The sequence below is a fragment of the Aeromonas sp. QDB62 genome, assembly GCF_027705695.1.
Taxonomy (GTDB): Bacteria; Pseudomonadota; Gammaproteobacteria; order Enterobacterales; family Aeromonadaceae; genus Aeromonas; species Aeromonas allosaccharophila.
The window spans coordinates 86,129-106,947 of sequence record NZ_JAPDCD010000013.1 but is presented as its reverse complement, the minus strand read 5'-3'; the positions used below and the strand labels follow the sequence as shown (position 1 = coordinate 106,947).

Annotated in this window: 17 protein-coding genes and 1 riboswitch; of the genes, 4 read left to right on the top strand and 13 right to left on the bottom strand. The window is 60.3% G+C overall.

Annotation, left to right across the window (positions count from 1 at the left end; all coding sequences use genetic code 11):
* Positions 1-239: 239 nt before the first annotated feature.
* The 11 genes from OKC27_RS08800 to OKC27_RS08750 all read right to left on the bottom strand — a co-directional run bounded on the left by OKC27_RS08800 (position 240) and on the right by OKC27_RS08750 (position 11,484).
* Positions 240-1,043 carry a HEPN domain-containing protein gene (locus OKC27_RS08800; RefSeq protein WP_182938858.1) on the bottom strand — a complete coding sequence of 268 codons (804 nt, stop codon included), beginning with the start codon at positions 1,041-1,043 and terminating at the stop codon, positions 240-242.
* 11 nt (positions 1,044-1,054) lie between these two features.
* On the bottom strand, positions 1,055-2,236 hold the full coding sequence (locus OKC27_RS08795) for a DUF262 domain-containing protein (protein ID WP_270692972.1): 1,182 nt from the start codon (positions 2,234-2,236) through the stop codon (positions 1,055-1,057).
* 606 nt (positions 2,237-2,842) lie between these two features.
* On the bottom strand, positions 2,843-4,063 hold the full coding sequence (gene thiH, locus OKC27_RS08790) for a 2-iminoacetate synthase ThiH (protein WP_182939702.1): 1,221 nt from the start codon (positions 4,061-4,063) through the stop codon (positions 2,843-2,845).
* A 35-nt stretch (positions 4,064-4,098) separates the two neighbouring features.
* Complete coding sequence (locus tag OKC27_RS08785; protein ID WP_270692974.1) at positions 4,099-4,866, bottom strand: thiazole synthase; 768 nt, start codon at positions 4,864-4,866, stop codon at positions 4,099-4,101.
* 1 nt (position 4,867) lies between these two features.
* Positions 4,868-5,074 carry a sulfur carrier protein ThiS gene (gene thiS, locus OKC27_RS08780; protein ID WP_182938856.1) on the bottom strand — a complete coding sequence of 69 codons (207 nt, stop codon included), beginning with the start codon at positions 5,072-5,074 and terminating at the stop codon, positions 4,868-4,870.
* Positions 5,071-5,847: a HesA/MoeB/ThiF family protein gene (locus OKC27_RS08775; RefSeq protein ID WP_182938855.1), complete on the bottom strand. Its 777-nt coding sequence runs from the start codon at positions 5,845-5,847 to the stop codon at positions 5,071-5,073. Before OKC27_RS08775 ends, thiS begins: the two co-directional genes overlap by 4 nt.
* Entirely contained in the window at positions 5,837-7,444 is a 1,608-nt protein-coding gene (thiE, locus tag OKC27_RS08770) for a thiamine phosphate synthase (protein ID WP_270806175.1), read from the bottom strand. Before thiE ends, OKC27_RS08775 begins: the two co-directional genes overlap by 11 nt.
* On the bottom strand, positions 7,441-9,447 hold the full coding sequence (gene thiC, locus OKC27_RS08765) for a phosphomethylpyrimidine synthase ThiC (protein WP_270806174.1): 2,007 nt from the start codon (positions 9,445-9,447) through the stop codon (positions 7,441-7,443). The genes thiE and thiC overlap by 4 nt, the downstream gene beginning before the upstream one ends.
* A gap of 280 nt (positions 9,448-9,727) precedes the next feature.
* Positions 9,728-9,840, bottom strand: a riboswitch (TPP riboswitch).
* A gap of 77 nt (positions 9,841-9,917) precedes the next feature.
* Positions 9,918-10,433, bottom strand: coding sequence for a MerR family transcriptional regulator (locus tag OKC27_RS08760; protein ID WP_182938852.1), 516 nt, complete (start codon positions 10,431-10,433; stop codon positions 9,918-9,920).
* A 56-nt stretch (positions 10,434-10,489) separates the two neighbouring features.
* Positions 10,490-10,975, bottom strand: a complete 486-nt coding sequence (locus OKC27_RS08755) for a hypothetical protein (protein WP_182938851.1) — start codon at positions 10,973-10,975, stop codon at positions 10,490-10,492.
* An 86-nt stretch (positions 10,976-11,061) separates the two neighbouring features.
* Positions 11,062-11,484 (bottom strand): hypothetical protein, encoded by a 423-nt coding sequence (locus OKC27_RS08750; protein WP_111809133.1) that lies wholly within the window; start codon positions 11,482-11,484, stop codon positions 11,062-11,064.
* An 88-nt stretch (positions 11,485-11,572) separates the two neighbouring features.
* Between OKC27_RS08750 and OKC27_RS08745 the strand changes: the two genes are divergently transcribed.
* Both OKC27_RS08745 and OKC27_RS08740 read left to right on the top strand, forming a co-directional pair.
* Positions 11,573-12,241: a response regulator transcription factor gene (locus OKC27_RS08745; RefSeq protein ID WP_005340090.1), complete on the top strand. Its 669-nt coding sequence runs from the start codon at positions 11,573-11,575 to the stop codon at positions 12,239-12,241.
* On the top strand, positions 12,238-13,467 hold the full coding sequence (locus OKC27_RS08740; protein ID WP_182938850.1) for a sensor histidine kinase: 1,230 nt from the start codon (positions 12,238-12,240) through the stop codon (positions 13,465-13,467). The genes OKC27_RS08745 and OKC27_RS08740 overlap by 4 nt, the downstream gene beginning before the upstream one ends.
* A 245-nt stretch (positions 13,468-13,712) precedes the next feature.
* Here the strand turns inward: OKC27_RS08740 and rimK are convergent, their stop codons facing one another.
* Together rimK and metH are read right to left on the bottom strand one after the other, a co-directional pair.
* Complete coding sequence (gene rimK, locus OKC27_RS08735) at positions 13,713-14,609, bottom strand: 30S ribosomal protein S6--L-glutamate ligase (RefSeq protein ID WP_005340088.1); 897 nt, start codon at positions 14,607-14,609, stop codon at positions 13,713-13,715.
* A 231-nt stretch (positions 14,610-14,840) separates the two neighbouring features.
* Positions 14,841-18,536 carry a methionine synthase gene (metH, locus tag OKC27_RS08730; protein WP_182939701.1) on the bottom strand — a complete coding sequence of 1,232 codons (3,696 nt, stop codon included), beginning with the start codon at positions 18,534-18,536 and terminating at the stop codon, positions 14,841-14,843.
* 216 nt (positions 18,537-18,752) lie between these two features.
* Between metH and OKC27_RS08725 the strand changes: the two genes are divergently transcribed.
* The gene (locus OKC27_RS08725; RefSeq protein ID WP_042057196.1) at positions 18,753-20,030 is read left to right on the top strand and encodes a cation:proton antiporter; all 1,278 of its coding nucleotides are present in this window, start codon (positions 18,753-18,755) and stop codon (positions 20,028-20,030) included.
* Between the two features lie 491 nt (positions 20,031-20,521).
* The gene (locus tag OKC27_RS08720; RefSeq protein WP_005342935.1) at positions 20,522-20,698 is read left to right on the top strand and encodes a hypothetical protein; all 177 of its coding nucleotides are present in this window, start codon (positions 20,522-20,524) and stop codon (positions 20,696-20,698) included.
* The last annotated feature ends 121 nt before the right edge of the window (positions 20,699-20,819 follow it).

Genomic DNA, 20,819 nt, shown 5'->3' with positions numbered 1-20,819 from the left:
AAGAGCCGGCTGGAATGACGACTATCGGGCTCAGTTATTCTTTGGTTAAAATATCAACAAAGTGTGCTCCCGCCCTGACTAACTGGAGCCAGTAACAAGGCTTATCTGACATAAACGAGTCATAGTTATGAGAACTTATATCTCAGTAGCCACTTACCCAATCAGTATGTATTTCCATTATCACAATAGTGATTGCCCTAGAATCTCCCTATTCATCCAATCTACCCTTGTTAGGATAACTAAGATGCTTGTGGCCTATACGTTGCCAGGTAAATTTTTGCAAGATTCACTGTATTTGATGCCAACATTTTCAAAAAAGCAGCAGAACTAAGAACTTGATCTGGATCGGGAAACTGTGTTGTTGCTGTTGGATGAGCAACTTGATTCCGCTCCTCCATTATTGCATTTAACTTAGATTGTGCCTTTACTGTTGTCTCACTATCAGTGGATGTTTCCAACGCTAATTTCACTGTCGCCTGCTTACCAATTTCACGCCAAAAATCTTGCACTCCAACTCTTTTCAGAAGATCTGCAAGAACACGGTCCTTAATATTAGAATCTGTCAATGATAGCACAGAGGACTTTATGGTTACTGGACCAGAAATTGCCCCTTTGCTAGCCACTAGAGATGCTAACAAGGAATCAACCATAACATCATTATATCCATATCTTCGTGGATTTTGTGCAATCTCCAGAGTCCTAGTCTTAAGCTCACCTTGGATTACATCTGGCAGTTCAGTGAATGCATTTACTTTAGATGCAATTTCATCGGACACAGTTTCTACTATTTGCCTAATACAATACTCGAAGCGGCCAGCAAGATACAGCTGTAACGAGCCAGAGAGAACTGGTAGATCAGTCCTGCGTTGCTTGGATGCTTCATGTAGTAAAGCAGCTGTTGACCATAAAACTCCAGATTCACATTCTATTTCTGGTGGAGTACTGGCCCCAAACTCTCTGAAATTTTTAATTAAAGATAGTAAATGCTCCGCTCGCTCTACATCACTGCAAAATTCTGTTAACACAACATCAAGCGCACTCATGATTGTAAACCTCACGCAGAAAGTATCTCTATGGCTAGCAGAATGCGTTGACGAACAGCCTCAATCGTATTTCCTCTACCAATCAATATTTCATAGCTTTCCTCATTAGCTAATGCGCTCGCAAGCTTATCAACAATAATAGTCTTCCTATTTTCAACATCCAACCCAGGATTAATACTTAGTGCGATCATTAGTGCATCATATAATGGACGACTTGGCCTTCTTGTTTTGGGTAGTTTAAATGGTTCACCATCAAAAACCATATAAAGCCTTTTAATAGAGTCACTAAAATCAGACTGCATTCTTTGTTGCTCAGCTTCGTTAATATCTTTATTAAACTCCATATATCTGTCTAAAATACGTCTCAATGAGCCAGTTTTACCAGAGAGGAATGCGTCTTGTAATGCAAAAAAACGAAGAACCAATTCGGCATCTGCCATAGTGGAGAAAAGAGAGTTTTTTAGCAATTCCTCTGAAGGCTCGCTTTCCTCATTTTTTTTATATTTTGGTATATTCCACGTTGAAGTAAAATACTCCGTCCTTGCTAGTTTAATTAGTAGCGCATTTAAGGTTCCGGGGTAAAGTGCATTTCTCAGCTCTTGAGGATTTAGTTTAATACCGCCTGTATTAAGACGATCAAATAACACTCTGCGTACATCAAGCTCATGAGCCCCCTTGTCTGTTTCTGCGAGTAATACGATGGCTGAAATGCTTCGTCTCAAAAGACCACGCTGTAAAACAACAGGCAGTTCAGTAAACCGTTTGTTGTTTAACTCGGACCAGTACTCAAGGCTATTAAGAGAGAACTCATTAGAGAAAAATGCATGTATCGTCTCTATTCTCTGGCGACCATCTATTACTTCATACTCACCATAGTCCCTTTCAAAAAGGAAAATAGGTGGCACGGGTATATTTAATAAAAATGACTCAATGAGCAAGGAGCGCTTTTTATTTGTCCATCTCAATCTCCGTTGATAGCCAGGAGATGTGTCAATTATTTGCCTTCCCGGCTGAAGTGCATGCTTAAGATAATCCAACTGGTAATCTCTAGTCTCACGAACCACACGCAGTTGACTTGCTGCATATTTCTCAGCAGGGTCAACCATGCTTGAAAAAAAAGAATTTGTTTCGGAAAGATCGTCCTCAAACCATTCATCTATTTCATGTTCGTCTGATGTAAATTCTTTACTCATTTTACTCACCCATTAAATAAAAATGACCAAATTAAATTTTAATAACCGATAAGACTTGCTCACTAGCCGTATCAAATTAACTCTGAATTAGCTATACAACGCATTGGATCGAACCCAATAGAGATAATGAACTTCTAGTAATGTTATCGATTGAAGCCGTCATGGGGAAGGATATCGAGGGGATGATGTGACCGTGATCCTAAAACGTTGAGCTTTGGAAAAATCAGTTCCAACCACTGACGACAAAACCCTTACAACGAATAGATGGCTAAGGCCTAAGATCATCGGCGCATACCGATGGAACCCGACGAAGTCGGGCGAATAAGCGGGGGAGAAGACCTTTGGTGACTTTGGGTCTTTCCAAAGTCACTCGCCCCGGCCCGAAGGGCGGGCGAAACCCCTTCGAGGCCAGCGGCCTCGCATCCTGCACGGCAAAGCCGTGCCACCACACAACGGCCCCTGCCGCCAACGCCATACCTCGGAACGGACGATTACGCCTACCGGCTAATCGACCCTACGATTGCACGGCGCAGCCGTGCCTGCTTGCCACAGGCACGGAGTCTGGCTGGACGCCGGGATGCCACCGGCAAAGGGGCGTGGCCGCCCCTAGCGGCCCAAGAAGGGTTCCCAGTCCTTGAACACCGGCTGCAACCCTGCCTGCCGCACGGCGGCGGCCACTTCCCCCACCGGGCGGTCGTCGTGGATGGCGAACTGCTCCAGCTCCTCGGCATCCCCCTCGGCATAGCCACCCGGCTGGGTGCGTGACTCGGCCGACATCTGGGTGATGCCAAGGCGCACCGCGCCGTTGCGAAACGTGGCCGACTCGCGGGTGGAGAGCGACAAGTCCAGGGTTGGCGAGAAGAGGCGCCAGGCGCAGATCAGCTGTGCCAGCTGGCGATCCGACATGACCACGGCAGGTTCCAGTCCGCCGGTGCAGGGGCGCAGGCGCGGGAAGGAGAGCGAATAGCGGCTCTGCCAGTGGTGGCGCTCAAGCCAGCTCAGGTGCTCGGCGACAAAGTAGCTGTCGGCGCGCCAGTCCGAGGAGAGACCGATCAGCGCCCCCAACCCGATTTTGTCGATACCGGCGCGGCCCAACCGATCCGGGGTGGCGAGGCGCCATACGATATCCCGCTTGTTGCCGCGCAGATGGTGGCGGGCGTAGGTGGGGGCGTGGTAGGTCTCCTGATAGACCATGACGGCGTCGAGGCCGAGGGTCTTCAGTTCGGCATATTCGGCTTGCGAGAGGGGCTGCACCTCCATCCCTACCGTGCTGAAGTGGCGGCGGATGATGGGCATCACCTCGCGAAAATAGGCGAGCCCCACCTTGTGCTCGTGCTCGCCGGTCACCAGCAGCACGCTGTCAAAACCGCGCGCCTTGATGGCCAGACACTCGCGCTCAATCTCATCTGCATTCAGGGTCTTGCGCTTGAGGCGGTTGCTCATGGAGAAGCCGCAGTAGGTGCAGTCGTTGGCGCACAGGTTCGACAGATAGAGCGGCACATAGAAGCCGATGGTGTTGCCAAAGCGCTGGCGGGTCAGCCGCTCGGCCTCGGCCGCCATCTGCGGCAGATACACCTCGGCAGCCGGCGAGATCAGCGCCATAAAATCGCTCAGGGTGCGGCGGGGTGCACTCAGGGCGCGTGCCACATCGGCGGCCGTCTTGGCGCGGATCTGCATGCCGATATCGTCCCACTCCAGCTCCTGCCATCGGTCGAGAAAGGTAGGCTCCTTAGCCCTCACCCCCGGCGCCCTCACCCCCAGCCCCTCTCCCAGAGGGAGAGGGGGGCTAAACACATTAGCCTCGGGAGAAACCGAGAAAGAGGACATGGCGATTGGCTCTTGCCCCGCGCCAGCATCATGACTCATAACGCCCCCAGAAAATCGGTGAGCGGGCTGGAGGCTTGGGCCTGCAGGGCGCGGGCGCCGAGGCCCGCTTCATAGGCACTACGACCGGCGGTGCAGGCGAGCGCAAAGGCGCGGCCCATGGCGACCGGATCGCCGCTCACTGCAATGGCGGTGTTGACCAGCACGGCATCGGCCCCCAGTTCAAAGGCGGCGGCGGCGTGGCTCGGCGCACCTATGCCCGCATCCACCACCACAGGCACATTGGCCTGCTCGACGATGATGGAGAGAAACTCCCGGGTCACCAGCCCCTGATTGGAGCCGATGGGGGCGCCCAGCGGCATCACGGCGGCGCTGCCCACCTCTTCCAGCCGTTTGCAGAGCACGGGGTCGGCGCCGCAGTAGGGCAGCACCACAAAGCCCTCTTTCACCAGCTGTTCGGCGGCTTTCAGCGTCTCGATGGGATCGGGCAGCAGATAGCGCGGATCGGGGTGGATCTCCAGCTTCAGCCAGTTGGTGCCCAGCGCCTCGCGGGCCAGGTGGGCGGCAAATACCGCCTCGGCGGCGGTCTTGGCGCCTGAGGTGTTGGGCAGCAGCTTGACCCCGAGTTGCAGCAAGGGGCTCAGGATATCGTCGTGGGCCTTGCCCGGTTCGAGCCGCTTGATGGCCATGGTGACCAGTTGGGAGCCACTCGCCAGGGTGGCGGCGGCCATCAGATCCGGGCGGGCAAACTTGCCGGTGCCGGTAAAGAGGCGCGATGAGAAGGTGTGATCGGCAATTGTCAGCATGTCAGCCTCCAGCAATGGCAGTGAAGAGGTGAAGTTCGTCCCCGTCATTGAGACGGGTCTCGGCCCAGCGGCCACGGGGCAGCACGCCGCCGTTAAGGGCTACCGCCACTCCCTGTGGATTAACGTCTTGCGCTGCCAGCAGATCGGCCACACTCAGCCCTGCCGCCAGCGACTGGGCTTTATCGTTGAGTCGAATGGTGAGGGTCATGGGGTGATCTCCTTATCGTGTGTCGGGCATCGGCGCTGCCCGCAAACCGGGCAATCGGGATCCGGGGCCAGAGTGAGGGTCTGCCACTGATGGGTCAACGCATCGAAGCGGCGCAATGTGCCAGCGACCGGGCTCGGCATCCCGAGCAGCAGTTTCAGTGCCTCCAGCGCCTGCAAAGAGCCCATCACTCCCACCAGCGGGCCGGTGACACCGCTGGTCTCGCAGCTCTCCTTGATCTCTGTATCCAGCGGATAGAGGCAGGCGTAACAGGCGTGATCGCTGCTGGTGCGCGCCATCAGCTGCCCCTGCCAACCCACTGCGGCGGCGGAGATCCAGGGTTTGTCCTGCTCCACGCAGGCGGCGTTGATGGCCTGGCGGGTGGCGAGGTTGTCGCAGCAATCGATCACCAGATCTACCTCGGCCACAAACTCCGGCAGGCTGGCGGCATCGAGCCGCTGGTTGATGGCGATCAGCTCCACCAGCGGGTTGTGGGCCGCCAACCGCTCGCGGGCCAGCTCCGCCTTGGAGTGGTTGACCGCCTCGCTATCGAACAGGATCTGGCGCGGCAAGTTGCTGGAATCGACCGTATCGCCATCGGCCAGCCACAAGGTGCCCACCCCGGCCCCGGCCAGATAGAGGGCGAGCGGCGAGCCGAGCCCGCCAAGGCCGACGATCAGCACCGATTTATCCTTGAGCCGCGCCTGCCCCGCCTCGCCCACTTCCGCCAGCATCAGCTGACGGCCGTATCGCAAATACTCAACATCAGAGAGCATGTTCCACCTCTCTTATGTCAGTGGCCGAGCGTGGCTCATCCCCCGCTCCCACGGCCTCGAGCAGCCGTTCGGTCGCCCCCTGCCAGTCATCGCTGGCCGTGATGGCCGAGACCAGCGCGATACTGCCGACCCCGCTTGCCTTGACCGCCGCCACCCGCTCCTCGCTGATGCCGCCGATGGCCACCGTCGGCCACTGCGCCATCAGGGCGCGGTAGCGGTGCAGCCGCACCAGCCCCTGCGGGCGCGAAGGCATCGCCTTGGTGTTGGTCGGGAAGATATGGCCGAGCGCCATATAGGAGGGGGCCAGCTCGCGCGCCCGCATCAGCTCGAAGTAGCCGTGGGTGGAGATGCCAAGGCGCAGCCCGGCCGCCTGAATGGCGGCGAGATCGGCGGTCTCCATATCCTCCTGCCCCAGATGCACGCCCCAGGCGCCTGCCTCGATGGCCAGCTGCCAGTAGTCGTTGATAAAGAGCCGCGCCCCATGGCGACGACCGAGCGCTACCGCATCACGAATGGCCGGTGCCACCTGAGCGGCAGGCAAATTCTTGATCCGCAGCTGGATGGTCTTGACCCCCTGCCCCAGCAGGCGGCGCAGCCACTTGACCGAATCGACCACCGGATAGAGGCCGAGGTTGTGTTCGGTTGCGGCAAAGGGGCCCTGCGGCAGGCGGGCACCGCTCGCCTCATAAAGTCCGAAGCGGCGATCGAGGGTTGACCCCGCCAATACGGCGCGGGGGAAGTGAGCCAGAGCGGCGGGCCAACCGAGATGGGCGATGGGGCCCGGGCCTGCCCCCACTCCTTGCGCTGCCGCCAACCCCTGTTGCAGGTAGGCGCGCGCCAGGGTGATGGCGTCTTCCACCGGATAATCCTGCGCCACCACGGCGGCGATGGCGCTGGCGTAGCAGCAGCCGGTGCCGTGGCCGTGGCGGGTATCGAGGCGCGGCGCCGCCAGCCAGAATTCACGGGTCTCGTCCTGGTAGTAGTCGAGGCAGAGATCGCCACTCCACTCAAGATGCCCCCCCTTGACCAGCACGGCGCGGGCGCCGAGTTCACGCAGACGGCGGGCGGCAAGGCGCACCAGTTCGGGACTGCTGACCGGCAGTCCGGTCAGGGCTTCCAATTCGGGGCCGTTGGGGGTGATCAAGGAGAGGCGCGGCAACAGCTGCTCGCGCACCGCCTCCAGCATATTGGGCTCCGCCATCGGGGTGCCGCTGCTGGCGATGGCCACCGGGTCGTAGACCACGAAGGGGGCCGGGGTGGCCGCCAGTCGGCGGGCCAGCACCTCGACGTGCAGCCGGGTCGGCAGCAGGCCGATCTTGATGGCGGCCGGTGGCAGATCGACGCCGAGGGCGTCGATCTGGGCGGTGAAGGTCTGCATCAGCACGGGGTCGACCATCTTCACCGCCACCGAGTTCTGGGCTGTGATGGCGGTGATGACCGAACAGCCGTGCACGCCAAGGTCGTGCAATGTGTGCAAGTCGGCCTGAATGCCGGCGCCGCCGCCGGAGTCGGAACCGGCTATGGTCCAGACAACTGGGCGGGAGTCCGTCACGGGCGACAGGTCGGCGGGGCTGACAGCCCCGCTTGCGCTGCTCACGCCTCCTCCCCTGCGGCCTGTTTCAGCGCCGCCGCCTGATGGTAGATCTCGCCACCGGTCTCCTTGAAGGTCTCCGCCATGCGGGCCATGCCGCTCTCCACCTGAGCCACTACCTGCTCCTGCTGGCCATCCATGCCGACCAGCTTGATCTCAACGGCCTCAAGCTTGGCGGCATTCAGTTCGGCGGTGTAGGCGCGCACATCCTGAGTGATCTTCATGGAGCAGAACTTGGGCCCGCACATGGAGCAGAAGTGAGCCACCTTGCCGGACTCCTGGGACAGGGTTTCATCGTGGTAGGCGCGAGCGGTGTCGGGGTCGAGGGCCAGATTGAACTGATCCTCCCAGCGGAACTCGAAGCGCGCCTTGGACATGGCGTTGTCGCGGATCTGGGCGCCCGGGTGCCCCTTGGCCAGATCGGCGGCGTGAGCGGCGATCTTGTAGGTGATGAGCCCCTGCTTCACATCCTCCTTGTTGGGCAGCCCCAGATGCTCCTTGGGAGTGACGTAGCAGAGCATGGCGCAGCCGTACCAGCCGATGAGCGCGGCGCCGATGCCGGAGGTGAAGTGATCGTAACCCGGTGCGATGTCGGTGGTGAGCGGGCCCAGCGTGTAGAACGGCGCCTCATGGCAGTGCTCCAGCTGCTCGGTCATGTTGCGCTCAATCATGTGCATCGGCACATGGCCCGGCCCCTCGATCATCACCTGCACGTCGTATTCCCACGCGATCTTGGTGAGCTCGCCCAGGGTGCGCAGCTCGGCGAACTGGGCCTCGTCGTTGGCGTCATAGACGGAGCCCGGACGCAGGCCATCGCCCAGCGACAGCGCCACGTCATAGGCGGCGCAGATCTCGCAGATCTCGCGGAAGTGCTGATAGAGGAAGTTCTCTTTATGGTGGGAGAGACACCACTTGGCCATGATGCTGCCGCCGCGCGACACGATGCCGGTGAGGCGCTTGGCGGTCATCGGCACGAAGCGCAGCAGGACGCCGGCATGGATGGTGAAGTAGTCCACCCCCTGCTCGGCCTGCTCCAGCAGGGTGTCGCGGAACAGCTCCCAGGTGAGGTCCTCGGCGATGCCGTTGGTCTTCTCCAGCGCCTGATAGATGGGCACGGTACCGATGGGCACCGGGCTGTTGCGCAGGATCCACTCGCGGGTCTCGTGGATATAGCGGCCGGTGGAGAGATCCATGACGGTGTCGGCACCCCAGCGGGTCGACCAGACCAGCTTCTCCACCTCCTCTTCGATGCTGGAGGTGACCGCCGAGTTGCCGATGTTGGCGTTGATCTTCACCAGAAAATTGCGGCCGATGATCATCGGCTCCGCTTCCGGGTGGTTGATGTTGCTGGGGATGATGGCGCGACCGGCGGCCACCTCATCACGCACGAATTCGGGGGTGATGTTCTGGGGCAAACGGGCACCGAAATCGCGGCCAGGATGCTGGGTGCGCAACAGTTCAGAGCGCACCCGCTCGCGACCCATGTTCTCGCGAATGGCGATAAATTCCATCTCGGGAGTGACGATGCCGGCGCGGGCGTAGTGGAGCTGGGTGACCCGACGGCCCGGCTTGGCGCGGCGCGGCTTTGGCAGATGCTCGAAGCGCAGGTGATCCAGCCCCTCGTCGGCCAGCCGCTCCTGAGTGAAGGTGGAGCTGAGCCCCGGCAGTTCGTCGGTATCATCGCGCTCCAGCACCCAGTTCTCCCGCAGGCGCGGCAGGCCGCGGCGCACGTCGATGGCGACCCCCTCCTCCCCGTAACGGCCCGAGGTGTCGTAGACCGGCACCGGCTCGTTGGGCTCGAACCGGGGATCTTCTTTGGTGCCACCGACGAAGGTGTCGGCCAGCTGGATTTCCCGCAGGGGTACCCGGATATCGGGGCGGGAGCCTTCGATAAAGATGCGGCGGGAGTTGGGATGAGCCATCCCCTTGAGGCTGTCGATAAAAGCCTGAGCGCTGGAGCGCTGCTCGCGGCGGCTGGATTTGGTGGTATCAGATACGGAAGTAGACATAGCAAAACTCACATTAACTGGTTGAAGTTATGGGTGTTTGCTTGTCTGGAGTTCGAGGAGAAGATGAACTTGCGGCGGGGTGTTTATCTCAGGAGGGAGTGCGTGCGGGATGGATCTCCGCTCTGCTGTTCTGCCGCTTTCCGCTCTCTGCACGTTGTGGGCAAGGCGCCCCACGCGCTGGACAACCGGACGGGACAGACTCCCTCCTGTGCGCCCTGACCCATCAAGGGTGATCCCTTCGATGAGCGGAAGAGGCTTGTTCCTCCCCCGGCGCGGTAACCCGCAAGTTACCCTTGTTCCCTTCGCAGGTTTTAACCTGATCAGGTTCCACGGATCCCGAATTAACGGTCTCAGCTTCGCGTCGTTCGACGGTCAGCACTCCGACAAGATGGCGCCAGTATAAGGGGGAAAATCTAAAGCACAAGCCGTTAACAATCCGGGTCAACGGCTGGCGCTGTGGTCGGACCGGGTTACTCCCCGCGCGACCAGGTGCGGATGGCAGCGATCTCCGCGGCCGGGATCTGCAGGGATTCGAGGAATTCCTGATGGGCCTGTGGCTCCATCTTCTCAAACTGGATATGCCAGTTGCGCATCATCTCTTCGGTCATGCCTGCGGCCTGCATGATGGCAACCCAGCGTGCCTTGTCTACCATGGGGATCTCCTCGTGTATCTGTTGGCGATAGAGGATGATGGCCCGTTGTTGCCGCCTCAGCTCGGCGATCTCCTGCTCCAGTCGCAGCAGGTGACCATCGAGGCAGGAGTGGCTCTCCTGCCTCGCTGCCAGCAGGGTGCCGATCTCTTCAAGCGGCAGCCCCATGGCGCGAAAACTGGCGATCTGCCGCCCCCGTTCCAGTTCGGCCTCGCCATAGCGGCGATAGCCGTTCTCCCCGCGCAGGGCGGGAAGCAGCAGACCGAGACGTTCGTAATAGAGCAGGGTGGTGCGGCTCAGGCCCAGTTCTCTGGCCAGCCGGGTAATCGTCAACATAGGGGTTCCTTCATCCAACGGGCAGAGGATAAACCCGCCTATCATAGACAGGTCAACTACTCCTCCGGATTGACGACAAGGATTTCGCTTAAGCGGCCCTGTTCGTCGCGGATCAGCACCAGATCGCTCCCTTCGTGCAGATCGGCGGCCGAGCCGTTGATCCAGCGCACCTGCGGGTTGAGTGGCACAGTGCCCAGAGTGGCCAGCGTGAGTTGCTGTTTATCGAAGGATTGCAGGCGATCTTGCGCCCGCTGCCAGGGCTGATTGGCGAGCGGGGCTCTGGCGGCCAGCAGCTCAATCCGGGTGGCAACGCCATCGGCGACCAGCAGGGCAAGCTGGTCGCCGGGTTTGAGTGGCTGCGGCCACATCTCCCCTTGCCGCCAGACGGCGGCACTGCCCTGCTCCACTTCGGCCCCCTGAAATTGCAGGCGGATGCCGTCGTTGTGCTCCAGCTCAACCAGCCACAGCTCGTCGGCTCCCGCCTGCGCCGCCCAGAGCGGCACACCCAGCATCCATGCACACCACTTTCTCGATTGTTCCATCTTCGTTCTTCCCTGAACAAAAAGCCCATGCTGGACAAGCATGGGCTTCATTCGGGAGCATTTCTAATCGGAATGCAGAGATCGGATCAGTCATCCTCGCGGCAACGACTCAGGCGCATGCCGTCAAACTTGCACTCCAGCTCGAGCCAGCGCCCTTCGAACGGCGCCAGACTGCTGTCCGAGGTGGTGTAGCCCCAGATCCGCCCCCCTTCGACCGGCCCCTCCAGATCCATCTCGTCCTTGTCATCTTCGTCGAGGGCTTCGACCTTGCGTACATAGCGCACGCCGTTCTCCACCACCCCCTTCATCTCGACCCAGGTGCCGCCGAGATCATCCTCGTTGAGCCAATCCTTGAAGCGGGTCTGGTCGTCGATCACGAACGGCATGCCGTTGACCATCAGCTGGCCAAGCTGCCAGGTGGTGCGGCCGGTCAGCTTGAATTCGGTCGCCTGTGCGGTGCCAAGTGGCAACAAGATCAGCAGCAGGAGGGCGCAGAGAGACTTCTTCATCAGGGATCCTCGGGGTTACACTGGCAAACAGGATGCCGTATCCGGTGTGAAAAGAGCGTGAAACGCTCGCCAACCAGGAGAGCAAAGCATGAAGATTTTGGTAGTGGAAGACAATCCTCAGGTGGCGGAAACCATCATGGATTATCTGGAGCTGGCCGGTCACCGCCTCGATTGTGCCTATCACGGTCAGGCGGCGCTGCAACTGCTGGAGGAGCAGCGTTTCGACGTCATCATCATGGATGTGATGATGCCGCGCCTCGATGGGCTCAGCACGGTGGCGCGCCTGCGCGAGCAGGGGATTGCCACCCCCGTGCTGTTTCTCACCGCCCGCGACAGCCTGGAGGACAAGCTGGCAGGCTTCAAAGCGGGAGGGGATGACTATCTGGTCAAGCCGTTCGCCATGGAGGAGCTGGAGGTACGACTGCAAGCCCTCAGTCTGCGCGGCCCGCGCGGCGATGTGGGGGCCATCAGCTTTGGCGATCTGACGGTCGATGTCGCCAGCGGCCGCGCCACCCGCGCCGGTGAGCCCCTCAAGCTCGGCAAGATCCCGTTCCGGATCCTCGCGCTGCTGGCCCGCCGCGCCCCCGCCATCGTCAGCCGTCAGGAGGTGCTCGACACCGTCTGGGGGGATGAGGAGCCCGACTCCGATGCCCTGCGCAGCCACATCTACGCCCTGCGCAACGCGCTGGACAAACCCTTCCCCACTCCCATGCTGGAGACCCTGCACGGTCAGGGTTACCGACTGGTGAGCGCATGAGCCTGCCGAGCCTGCGCCGCCGCCTGATCATGGCGCTCGGCGGCGCCGGGGTGGTGCTGCTGATCCTGCTCTCCGGCCTGATGCTGGTGGCCGAAGACAAGATGGAAGAGCTGAGCCTGCGCCACTGGCTGGAGGCGGAAGTAACCCGCTACAGCGATGACTGGCTGCGACTCGGCCCGGCTGCGGCGGCTCCGAGCCCCAGACAGTTCTCCAGCTACTGGACCGAGGCGGGCCGCCTGCCGAAATGGCTGAAGCCATACCAGACCCCCGGCTTTTTCGAGCACCAGCTGGGCAAGGAGGACAAACACTTTCTGGTGGCCCGCCACCCCTCCGGCGAGGGACTGCTCTATCTGGTGTTCAACGACGACGCCGACGACTACCTCGACCCCTACGAAGACAAGCTGCATCTGGCGACCCGGCTGATCGGGCTGACGCTGCTGCTCGCCTGCCTCGGCTTCGGCATCTGGCTGGTGCGCCACATCACCGGGCCGCTGCAACGGCTGCAACACAGGGTCGCCCACCTCACCCCGGATCAGGCGGATTTCGAGCCCGATGCCCCCTGGCAGGAGCTGCGGGATATCGAGCTGGCGCTGCTGGCCGGCAAGCAGGAGGTGAGCGCGGTGTTCGCCCGCGAGCAGGAGTTCAGCCGCTTCGCCAGCCACGAGTTGCGCACCCCCAACATGGTGATCCAGGGCTCGGCCGCCCTGCTTGGCAAGGTGACGGATCTGCCCGCGCCAGCTGCCCGCGCCACCACCCGCATCCGCGCCGCCGCCGACGAGATGGCGCTGCTCACCGAGACCTTCCTGCTGCTGGGCCGCAAGGAGGCGGTCGAGCGACCGCTGCAACAGGTCACCCCGCTGATCCGTCAGGAGCTGGCCCGCCTCGCTCCGCTGTTGCAGCGGGAGGCCCTCGATATCCGACTGAACCTGGACGAGAGCAGCGAAGTAAACGCCCCCCTATCCCTGCTCGCCATTGCCCTCGGCAACCTGCTGAAAAATGCCCTGAGCTACGCCGAGGGGCATATCGAGATCGAGCTGTGTGGCCCGGTGCTCACTATCAGCAACCCGACGGCGGCGGCACCGGATCAGATCCTTGGCTACGGCTGCGGCCTCACCATCATTCAGCGCATCTGCGAGAAGCTGGGTTGGCAGATCGATACCCGGCTGGAGGATGGCGTATTCAGCGCCCGGCTGGCGATGAGCACCAGCGAACCCACAAAGGCATAGCCCCTCATCCCCGGCCCTTCTCCCCGTCTATTCAAAATAGTGGGAGAAGGGAGACAACAGACACTCCCCGGCAAGCCATCACAGCTCGCGGTGACAACCACAGGCCAACGACGATTACCCAACACCACCGAACAGTTCCCTCTCCCTTTGGGAGAGGGGTAGGGTGAGGGTTCTTTGGTTAAGCCAGATAGCAACAAGGCGCCCAAGGGCGCCCTGTTTTGATCTGACGGCTGCAAGCCCGAGGCTCACTCCGCCGGTTTGTTCTTGCGGCTCGCCTTGAGTTCGAGGAACTCGATGATCTTGCCAGCCACATCCTTGCCGGAGGCAGCTTCCACCCCTTGCAGGCCGGGGGAGGAGTTGACCTCCAGCACCAGCGGGCCACGGGCGCTGCGCAGAATATCCACCCCTGCCACATCCAGCCCCATAATCTTGGCGGCCTGCACCGCGGTAGCCCGCTCTTCCGGGGTGATCTTGATCGCCTCGGCGGTGCCGCCACGGTGCAGGTTGGAGCGAAACTCCCCCGGCTGGGCCTGACGGCGCATGGCAGCAACCACCTTGCCGTTGACCACCAGACAGCGGATGTCGGCGCCATTGGCCTCGCGGATATACTCCTGCACCAGAATGTTGTTGTTGGTCTGGATAAAGGCCTCGATCACGCTCTCGGCGGCTTTCTGGGTTTCGCAGAGCACCACGCCAATCCCCTGGGTACCCTCCAGCAGCTTCACCACCAGCGGAGCCCCGCCCACCATGGTGATAAGGTCGGGCACATCGTGGGTGCTGTGGGCATAGCCGGTGATGGGCAGGCCGATGCCATGGCGGGAGAGCAGCTGCATCGCCCGCAGCTTGTCGCGGGAGCGACTGATGGCCACCGAGCTGTTGAGGGCCATGGTGTTCATCATCTCGAACTGGCGCAACACGGCGGTGCCGTAGGCGGTAATGCTGGCCCCGATCCGGGGGATCACGGCGTCATAACTTCCCAGCTCCCCACCCTCGTAGTGAATGGAGGGGTTGTGGGAAGCGATATTCATATAGCAGCGCAGGGTGTCGAGCACCTCGACCTGATGACCGCGCGCCTGCGCCACCTCGACCAGACGGCGGGTGGAGTAGTTTTTCGGCTCACGGGATAAAATGGCGATCTTCATGACAATTCCGCTAGAAGGCTATGCCTGGGCAGGATGGGGCGGAAGAGTATAAGGTGCCACAGCGCCAAGACAACGCCAATTGTTTCTCCTGACAACAAGACAAACCACGCCAAACTGCACGCTACCCTGTCACTGTGACCAACAGGTTAAACGGCGGCTCTGCGCAGGTTGTTCAACCCGTGCAAGGATGCCGCCGTTTCTCGTTAAAGATCAACCGGTGTCACGCGGGAGTCAGTTCAGGTTTGGCCCCAACCAGCGCTCGGCTTCGGCCAGCGTCATCCCCTTGCGGGCGGCGTAATCTTCCACCTGATCGTGCTGGATCTGCGCCACCGCGAAGTATTTGCTCTCGGGGTGGGAGAAGTACCAACCCGATACCGCCGCCCCTGGCCACATGGCGTAGGACTCGGTGAGCTGCATGCCGATGGCCTGCTCCACCTCCAGCAGCTCCCAGATGCTGCCCTTTTCGGTGTGCTCCGGGCAGGCCGGATAACCGGGAGCCGGGCGGATGCCCTGATAGTTCTCGCGAATGAGCTCCTCGTTGCTGAGGGCCTCGTCGGGGGCATAACCCCAGTGCACCTTGCGCACCTGCTCGTGCAGGTACTCGGCAAACGCCTCGGCGAGACGGTCGCACACCGCCTGAATGAGGATGGCGTTGTAGTCGTCGTGCTCCGCCTTGTAAGCCTTGGCGATGGCCTCCTCACCGATACCGCCGGTCACCGCGAAGGCGCCGATCCAGTCAGGCTTGCCGCTCTCTTTCGGTGCCACATAGTCCGCCAGACAGTAGTTGGGGAAGCCCTGCTTCTCGCTCTGCTGGCGCAGGTGGTGCAGCACCTTGATGACCTCGGTGCGGGACTCGTCGCTGTAGACCTCGATGCTATCCCCCACCGCATTGGCCGGGAACAGGCCGATAATACCGGCGCAGCGCACGCTCTGATCTTTCTCCAGTTGGTCGAGCATGGCGTTGGCATCGGCAAACAGCTTGGTTGCCTCTTCGCCTATGATCTCGTCCTCGAGGATGCGCGGATACTTGCCCGCCAGCTCCCAGCTGAGGAAGAACGGCGTCCAGTCGATGTAGGGGCGCAGCACCGAAATGGGCACGTTTTCGAACTTCTGCACACCCGGCTCGCGGGGCTTGGGTGGCTGGTAGCCAACCCAGTCCAGTTGCTGCCGGTTGGCGCGGGCATGGGCCAGACTGACCGGGCGGGAGCGCGGCTGCTTGCGGGCATGCTGATCCCGGGCAATCTCGTACTCCTTGTCGATGCGGGCGACAAACGCCTCCTTGAGATCCGGGCTGAGCAGGCTCTGGGCCACCCCCACCGCACGGGAAGCGTTGGAGACATAGACCACAGGCTCCGAGTAGTTCTGCTCGATCTTCACCGCAGTGTGCGCCTTGGAAGTCGTGGCACCGCCGATCAGCAGCGGCAGCTTGAAGCCCTGGCGCTCCATCTCTTTGGCCACGTGCACCATCTCGTCGAGAGACGGAGTGATGAGACCCGACAAGCCGATGATATCTGCGCCGACCTCCCGCGCAGTTTTGAGAATCGTCTCGCAGGAGACCATGACCCCGAGGTCGACAATCTCGAAGTTGTTGCACTGCAGCACCACCCCGACGATGTTCTTGCCGATGTCGTGCACATCCCCTTTCACGGTGGCGAGCACGATTTTGCCGTTGCTGGAGCCACCCGATTTTTCCGCCTCGATATAGGGCTGCAGATAGGCCACCGCCCGCTTCATCACCCGGGCCGATTTCACCACCTGCGGCAGGAACATCTTGCCCGCGCCGAACAGGTCACCGACCACGTTCATGCCATCCATCAGCGGCCCTTCGATGACGTGCAGCGGCTTCTCGGCACCGGCGCGCGCCTCTTCGGTATCCTCTTCGATAAAGTCGGTGATCCCCTTGACCAGCGCGTGCTCCAGCCGCTTGCCCACCGGCCAGCTGCGCCACTCCTGATCCCGCGGATCCTCCGCCTGGGCACCGGCACCGCGATACTTCTCGGCGATGGCCAGCAGCTCCTCGGTGGCGTTGTCATTGAGGTTGAGCACCACCGCCTCGACCTTCTCTTTCAGCTCCGCCGGAATGTCTTCGTAGATGGCGAGCTGACCGGCGTTGACGATCCCCATGTCCATACCGTTCTGGATGGCGTGGTAGAGGAAAACGGCGTGAATGGCTTCGCGCACCGGCTCGTTGCCGCGAAACGAAAACGAGACGTTGGAGACGCCGCCGGAGATCATGGCGTGGGGCAGGTTCGTCTTGATGTCCTTCACCGCCTCGATGAAGTCCACCGCGTAGTTGTTGTGTTCGTCGATGCCGGTCGCCACCGCGAAGATGTTGGGATCGAAGATGATGTCTTCCGGCGGGAAACCGACCTGATCCACCAGGATCCGGTAGGCGCGCTGACAGATCTCGAACTTGCGGGCGCGGGTATCGGCCTGCCCCTTCTCGTCGAACGCCATCACGATGACTGCGGCGCCGTAGCGACGCAGCAATCTGGCCTGCTGGATGAACTTCTCCTCCCCCTCCTTCATGGAGATGGAGTTGACCACCGGCTTGCCCTGCACGCACTTGAGACCCGCTTCCAGCACCTCCCATTTGGAGGAGTCGATCATCACAGGCACCCGGGCGATATCCGGCTCGCCGGCGATGAGGTTCAAGAAGCGCACCATGGCCGCCTCGGCGTCCAGCATCCCCTCGTCCATGTTGATGTCGATGATCTGGGCGCCGCTCTCTACCTGCTGCTTGGCGACATCGAGCGCCTCGTCGTAGAGCCCCTCTTTGATCAGCCGCTTGAACTTGGCCGAACCGGTAACGTTGGTGCGCTCCCCCACGTTCACGAACATGGATTCGGAGGTAATGATCAGCGGCTCGAGACCCGACAGGCGGCAAGCCACCGGCAGTTCGGGCAGCACACGCGGCTTGAGGCCCGCCACGGCATCGGCCATGGCGCGGATATGGGTCGGGGTGGTGCCGCAGCAGCCGCCGACCATGTTGAGAAAGCCGCTCTGGGCCCACTCGCGGATATGCTCCGCCATCTCGACGGCATCGAGGTCGTACTCACCGAACGCATTGGGCAGACCGGCGTTGGGGTGGGCGCTGACACAGGATTCGCTGATGCGCGACAGCTCCTCCACATACTGGCGCAGCTCGTCCGGGCCGAGCGCACAGTTGAGGCCGAACGAGACCGGTTTGACGTGACGCAGCGAGTGATAGAAGGCTTCGGTAGTCTGGCCCGAGAGAGTACGGCCGGAAGCGTCGGTAATGGTGCCGGAGATCATCACCGGCAGGCTGTAACCCAGCGCTTCGAACACCCCTTCCACCGCGAAGGCGGCGGCCTTGGCGTTGAGGGTATCGAAAATGGTTTCGATCAGGATGATGTCGGCGCCGCCCTCGATCAGGGCATGGGTCGATTCGGTATAGGCGGCCACCAGCTGGTCATAGGTGACGTTGCGCTTGCCGGGGTCGTTGACGTCCGGCGAGATGGAACAGGTGCGGTTGGTGGGGCCCAGCACCCCGGCGACGAAGCGCGGCTTCGCGGGATCTTTCGCCGTCCACTCGTCTGCCACGGTGCGGGCCAGCCGGGCCGCCTCGCGGTTTATCTCGGCCGAAAATGCTTCCATCTCGTAATCGGCCATGGCGATGCGCGTGGCGTTGAAGGTGTTGGTCTCGAGAATGTCGGCCCCGGCAGCGCAGTACTGCTCATGGATCTCGCGGATCACCGCCGGACGGGTCAGCACCAGCAGATCGTTGTTGCCCTTGATGTCGGTATGCCAGTCGGCAAACCGCTCACCCCGATAATCCGCTTCGCCCAGTCGGTAACCCTGGATCATGGTGCCCATGGCCCCGTCGATGATCAGGATCCGCTCCCTGAGGCAGGCTTCCAGCTTCTTTGTTATGTCCGACTGCTTGCTCGGCTCTCTGCTCGACATTTCGTTCGACACCGCGTGTTCCTCTTACATCCATGCAACTGCGTAAACAGCATCCTAACAGCAAACAAATAAAATGGAAATCTAGCCGTCTATCAGTCCAAACAGAACACCATATACTCATTTATGGGTAATGAGTAACATAGGGCCCGAGAGTAACCTATGCCCGTCCTGAATAGGGATACGTGCTTGCTGTCTACCAACGAGAAAAAAATAACTATGAGCGTCTACTACACACTCTGTTTTCTGGCAGCGCTGGCGATTTTTATCGCCTTTGCCAACCAGTATGTTGTGAAGATCCAGACCACCATCGCCATTACTGCGGGCTCTATGCTGATCTCCGCGCTGATGGTGCTGTTTGGCAAACTGGGCTGGTTCAACCTGGAACCTCTTGCCGTCAAAACCATGGAGAGCATCGACTTCCAGAACTTCCTGCTGAAGGGGATTCTGGGCTTCCTGCTGTTCGCCGGTGGTCTTGGCATCAACCTCAAGGCGTTGCGTAGCCAGAAGTGGGAGATCACCATTCTGGCCATCATCGCCACCCTGCTCTCCACCTTTATCATCGGTTACGGCTTCTGGTTTATCGCCAAGCTGCTGGGCTGGGAACTGCCGCTGGTTTACTGCATGCTGTTCGGGGCGCTGATCTCCCCCACTGACCCGATTGCCGTACTCGCCATCGTCAAGAAGATGAAGGCGCCACCCCAGATCGCCATCCAGATCGAAGGGGAGTCCCTGTTCAACGACGGCGTCGGCCTCGTCATCTTCGCCACCGTGTTTGCCGTCGCCTTTGGCGGGGTTGAGCCGACCTTCGGTAGCGTGGCCGGTCTGTTCCTGCACGAAGCCCTCGGCGGCATCCTGTTCGGCGCCGTGCTGGGCCTCATCGCCCATGTGATGATCAGCGCCACCGACGATGGCTCGCTGGAGCTACTGCTGACGCTGTGCATCCCGACCGCCGGTTTCGCCTTTGCCAACATGATCGGCGTCTCCGGTGCGCTGGCCATGGTGGTCACCGGCATCATGATCGGTAACTGGACCCGTCAATCCGGCTTCTCCGAACAGAGCCGTCATCACCTGGATCACTTCTGGGAGTTGATGGATCAGTTCCTCAACGCCCTGCTGTTCCTGCTGATCGGTCTGGCGCTGGTGCTGCTGGAACTCTCCTGGCATGACTGGGTGCTGCTGGTTATCGCGGTACCGCTCTGTCTGGCTGCCCGCTTCATCAGCGTATCGCTGCCCTACGTGGCCTTCCGCAGATTCCGCAACTACAACACCTTCTCGGTGCGGATCCTTACCTGGGGCGGTCTGCGTGGCGGTCTGGCCATGGCGATGGCACTGGCACTCCCCTCCGGCGTCATGATGATCCCGGATCACGGTGTCGACCTGCGTCAGGTCATCCTGGTGATGACCTACTCGGTGGTGATGTTCTCCATCGTGGTGCAGGGCATGACCATCACCCCGATGATCACTGCCGCCAAGAAGGCCTGTGGCGACTACTGAGTCGACCGACGGTACTGATTGCAGAATGAACGAGGGCTCCGTCAGGAGCCCTCTTTTTATGGCTAATATTTGCGACTGATAGCACCTTGATAACACAGAGGAAAAGCGCACTGACTTCAACATCGCCAAATTATTGTTTGCTTTTTATTCATTTCGAGGAGAGAATGCGCCCCGGCTAGTTAATCAGCCCTGTTTATGTTCGCAATGTTTCAACGTTAGATGAATCCTGCCAAAACCCACATAACCTTCCTCTGATTTACTCGCCTTGAGAACCGTCAGGCTGTCTGCCTGCGTTGCCCGGCTCTCACGGTGCAGACCCGATCTGCCCACCCAATTTGATTTATGCATCAGCATATTCCTTGAAAAGTGCAGACGCCCCTTAACCGGGCTGGGTATTCCTGCGCGCTTGTCGTTCACCCAATCGACCGCGCCCATTAACCTGACATTTGCCAATACAAGGAGCAAACACCTAATTTATATAGAGAAATACCATGATGAAAGCCGTACAAACACACAAGCCCCTGCGTCGTAGCAAACCCATCAACCTGCCCCCGCAAGAGCAGGATTCCGATGCGTTCCTGATCCAGTTCAGCACCCGCTTCAGCGGCGGTTTCGCCATCTCCTGTGATGGTATCGCTGGCGAGTTCTCCATCGAAGACCTCAACTGATCCTGCCTGCCCTCCGGCAGCGCCCGATGCAGACAGGCCGCAACTCACGGCGGCCTCTTTGCTTCTCTCACACCTTTAACCAGATCCAGCCTCTTGCTTGTCACTCAATCTGACCAGCCAC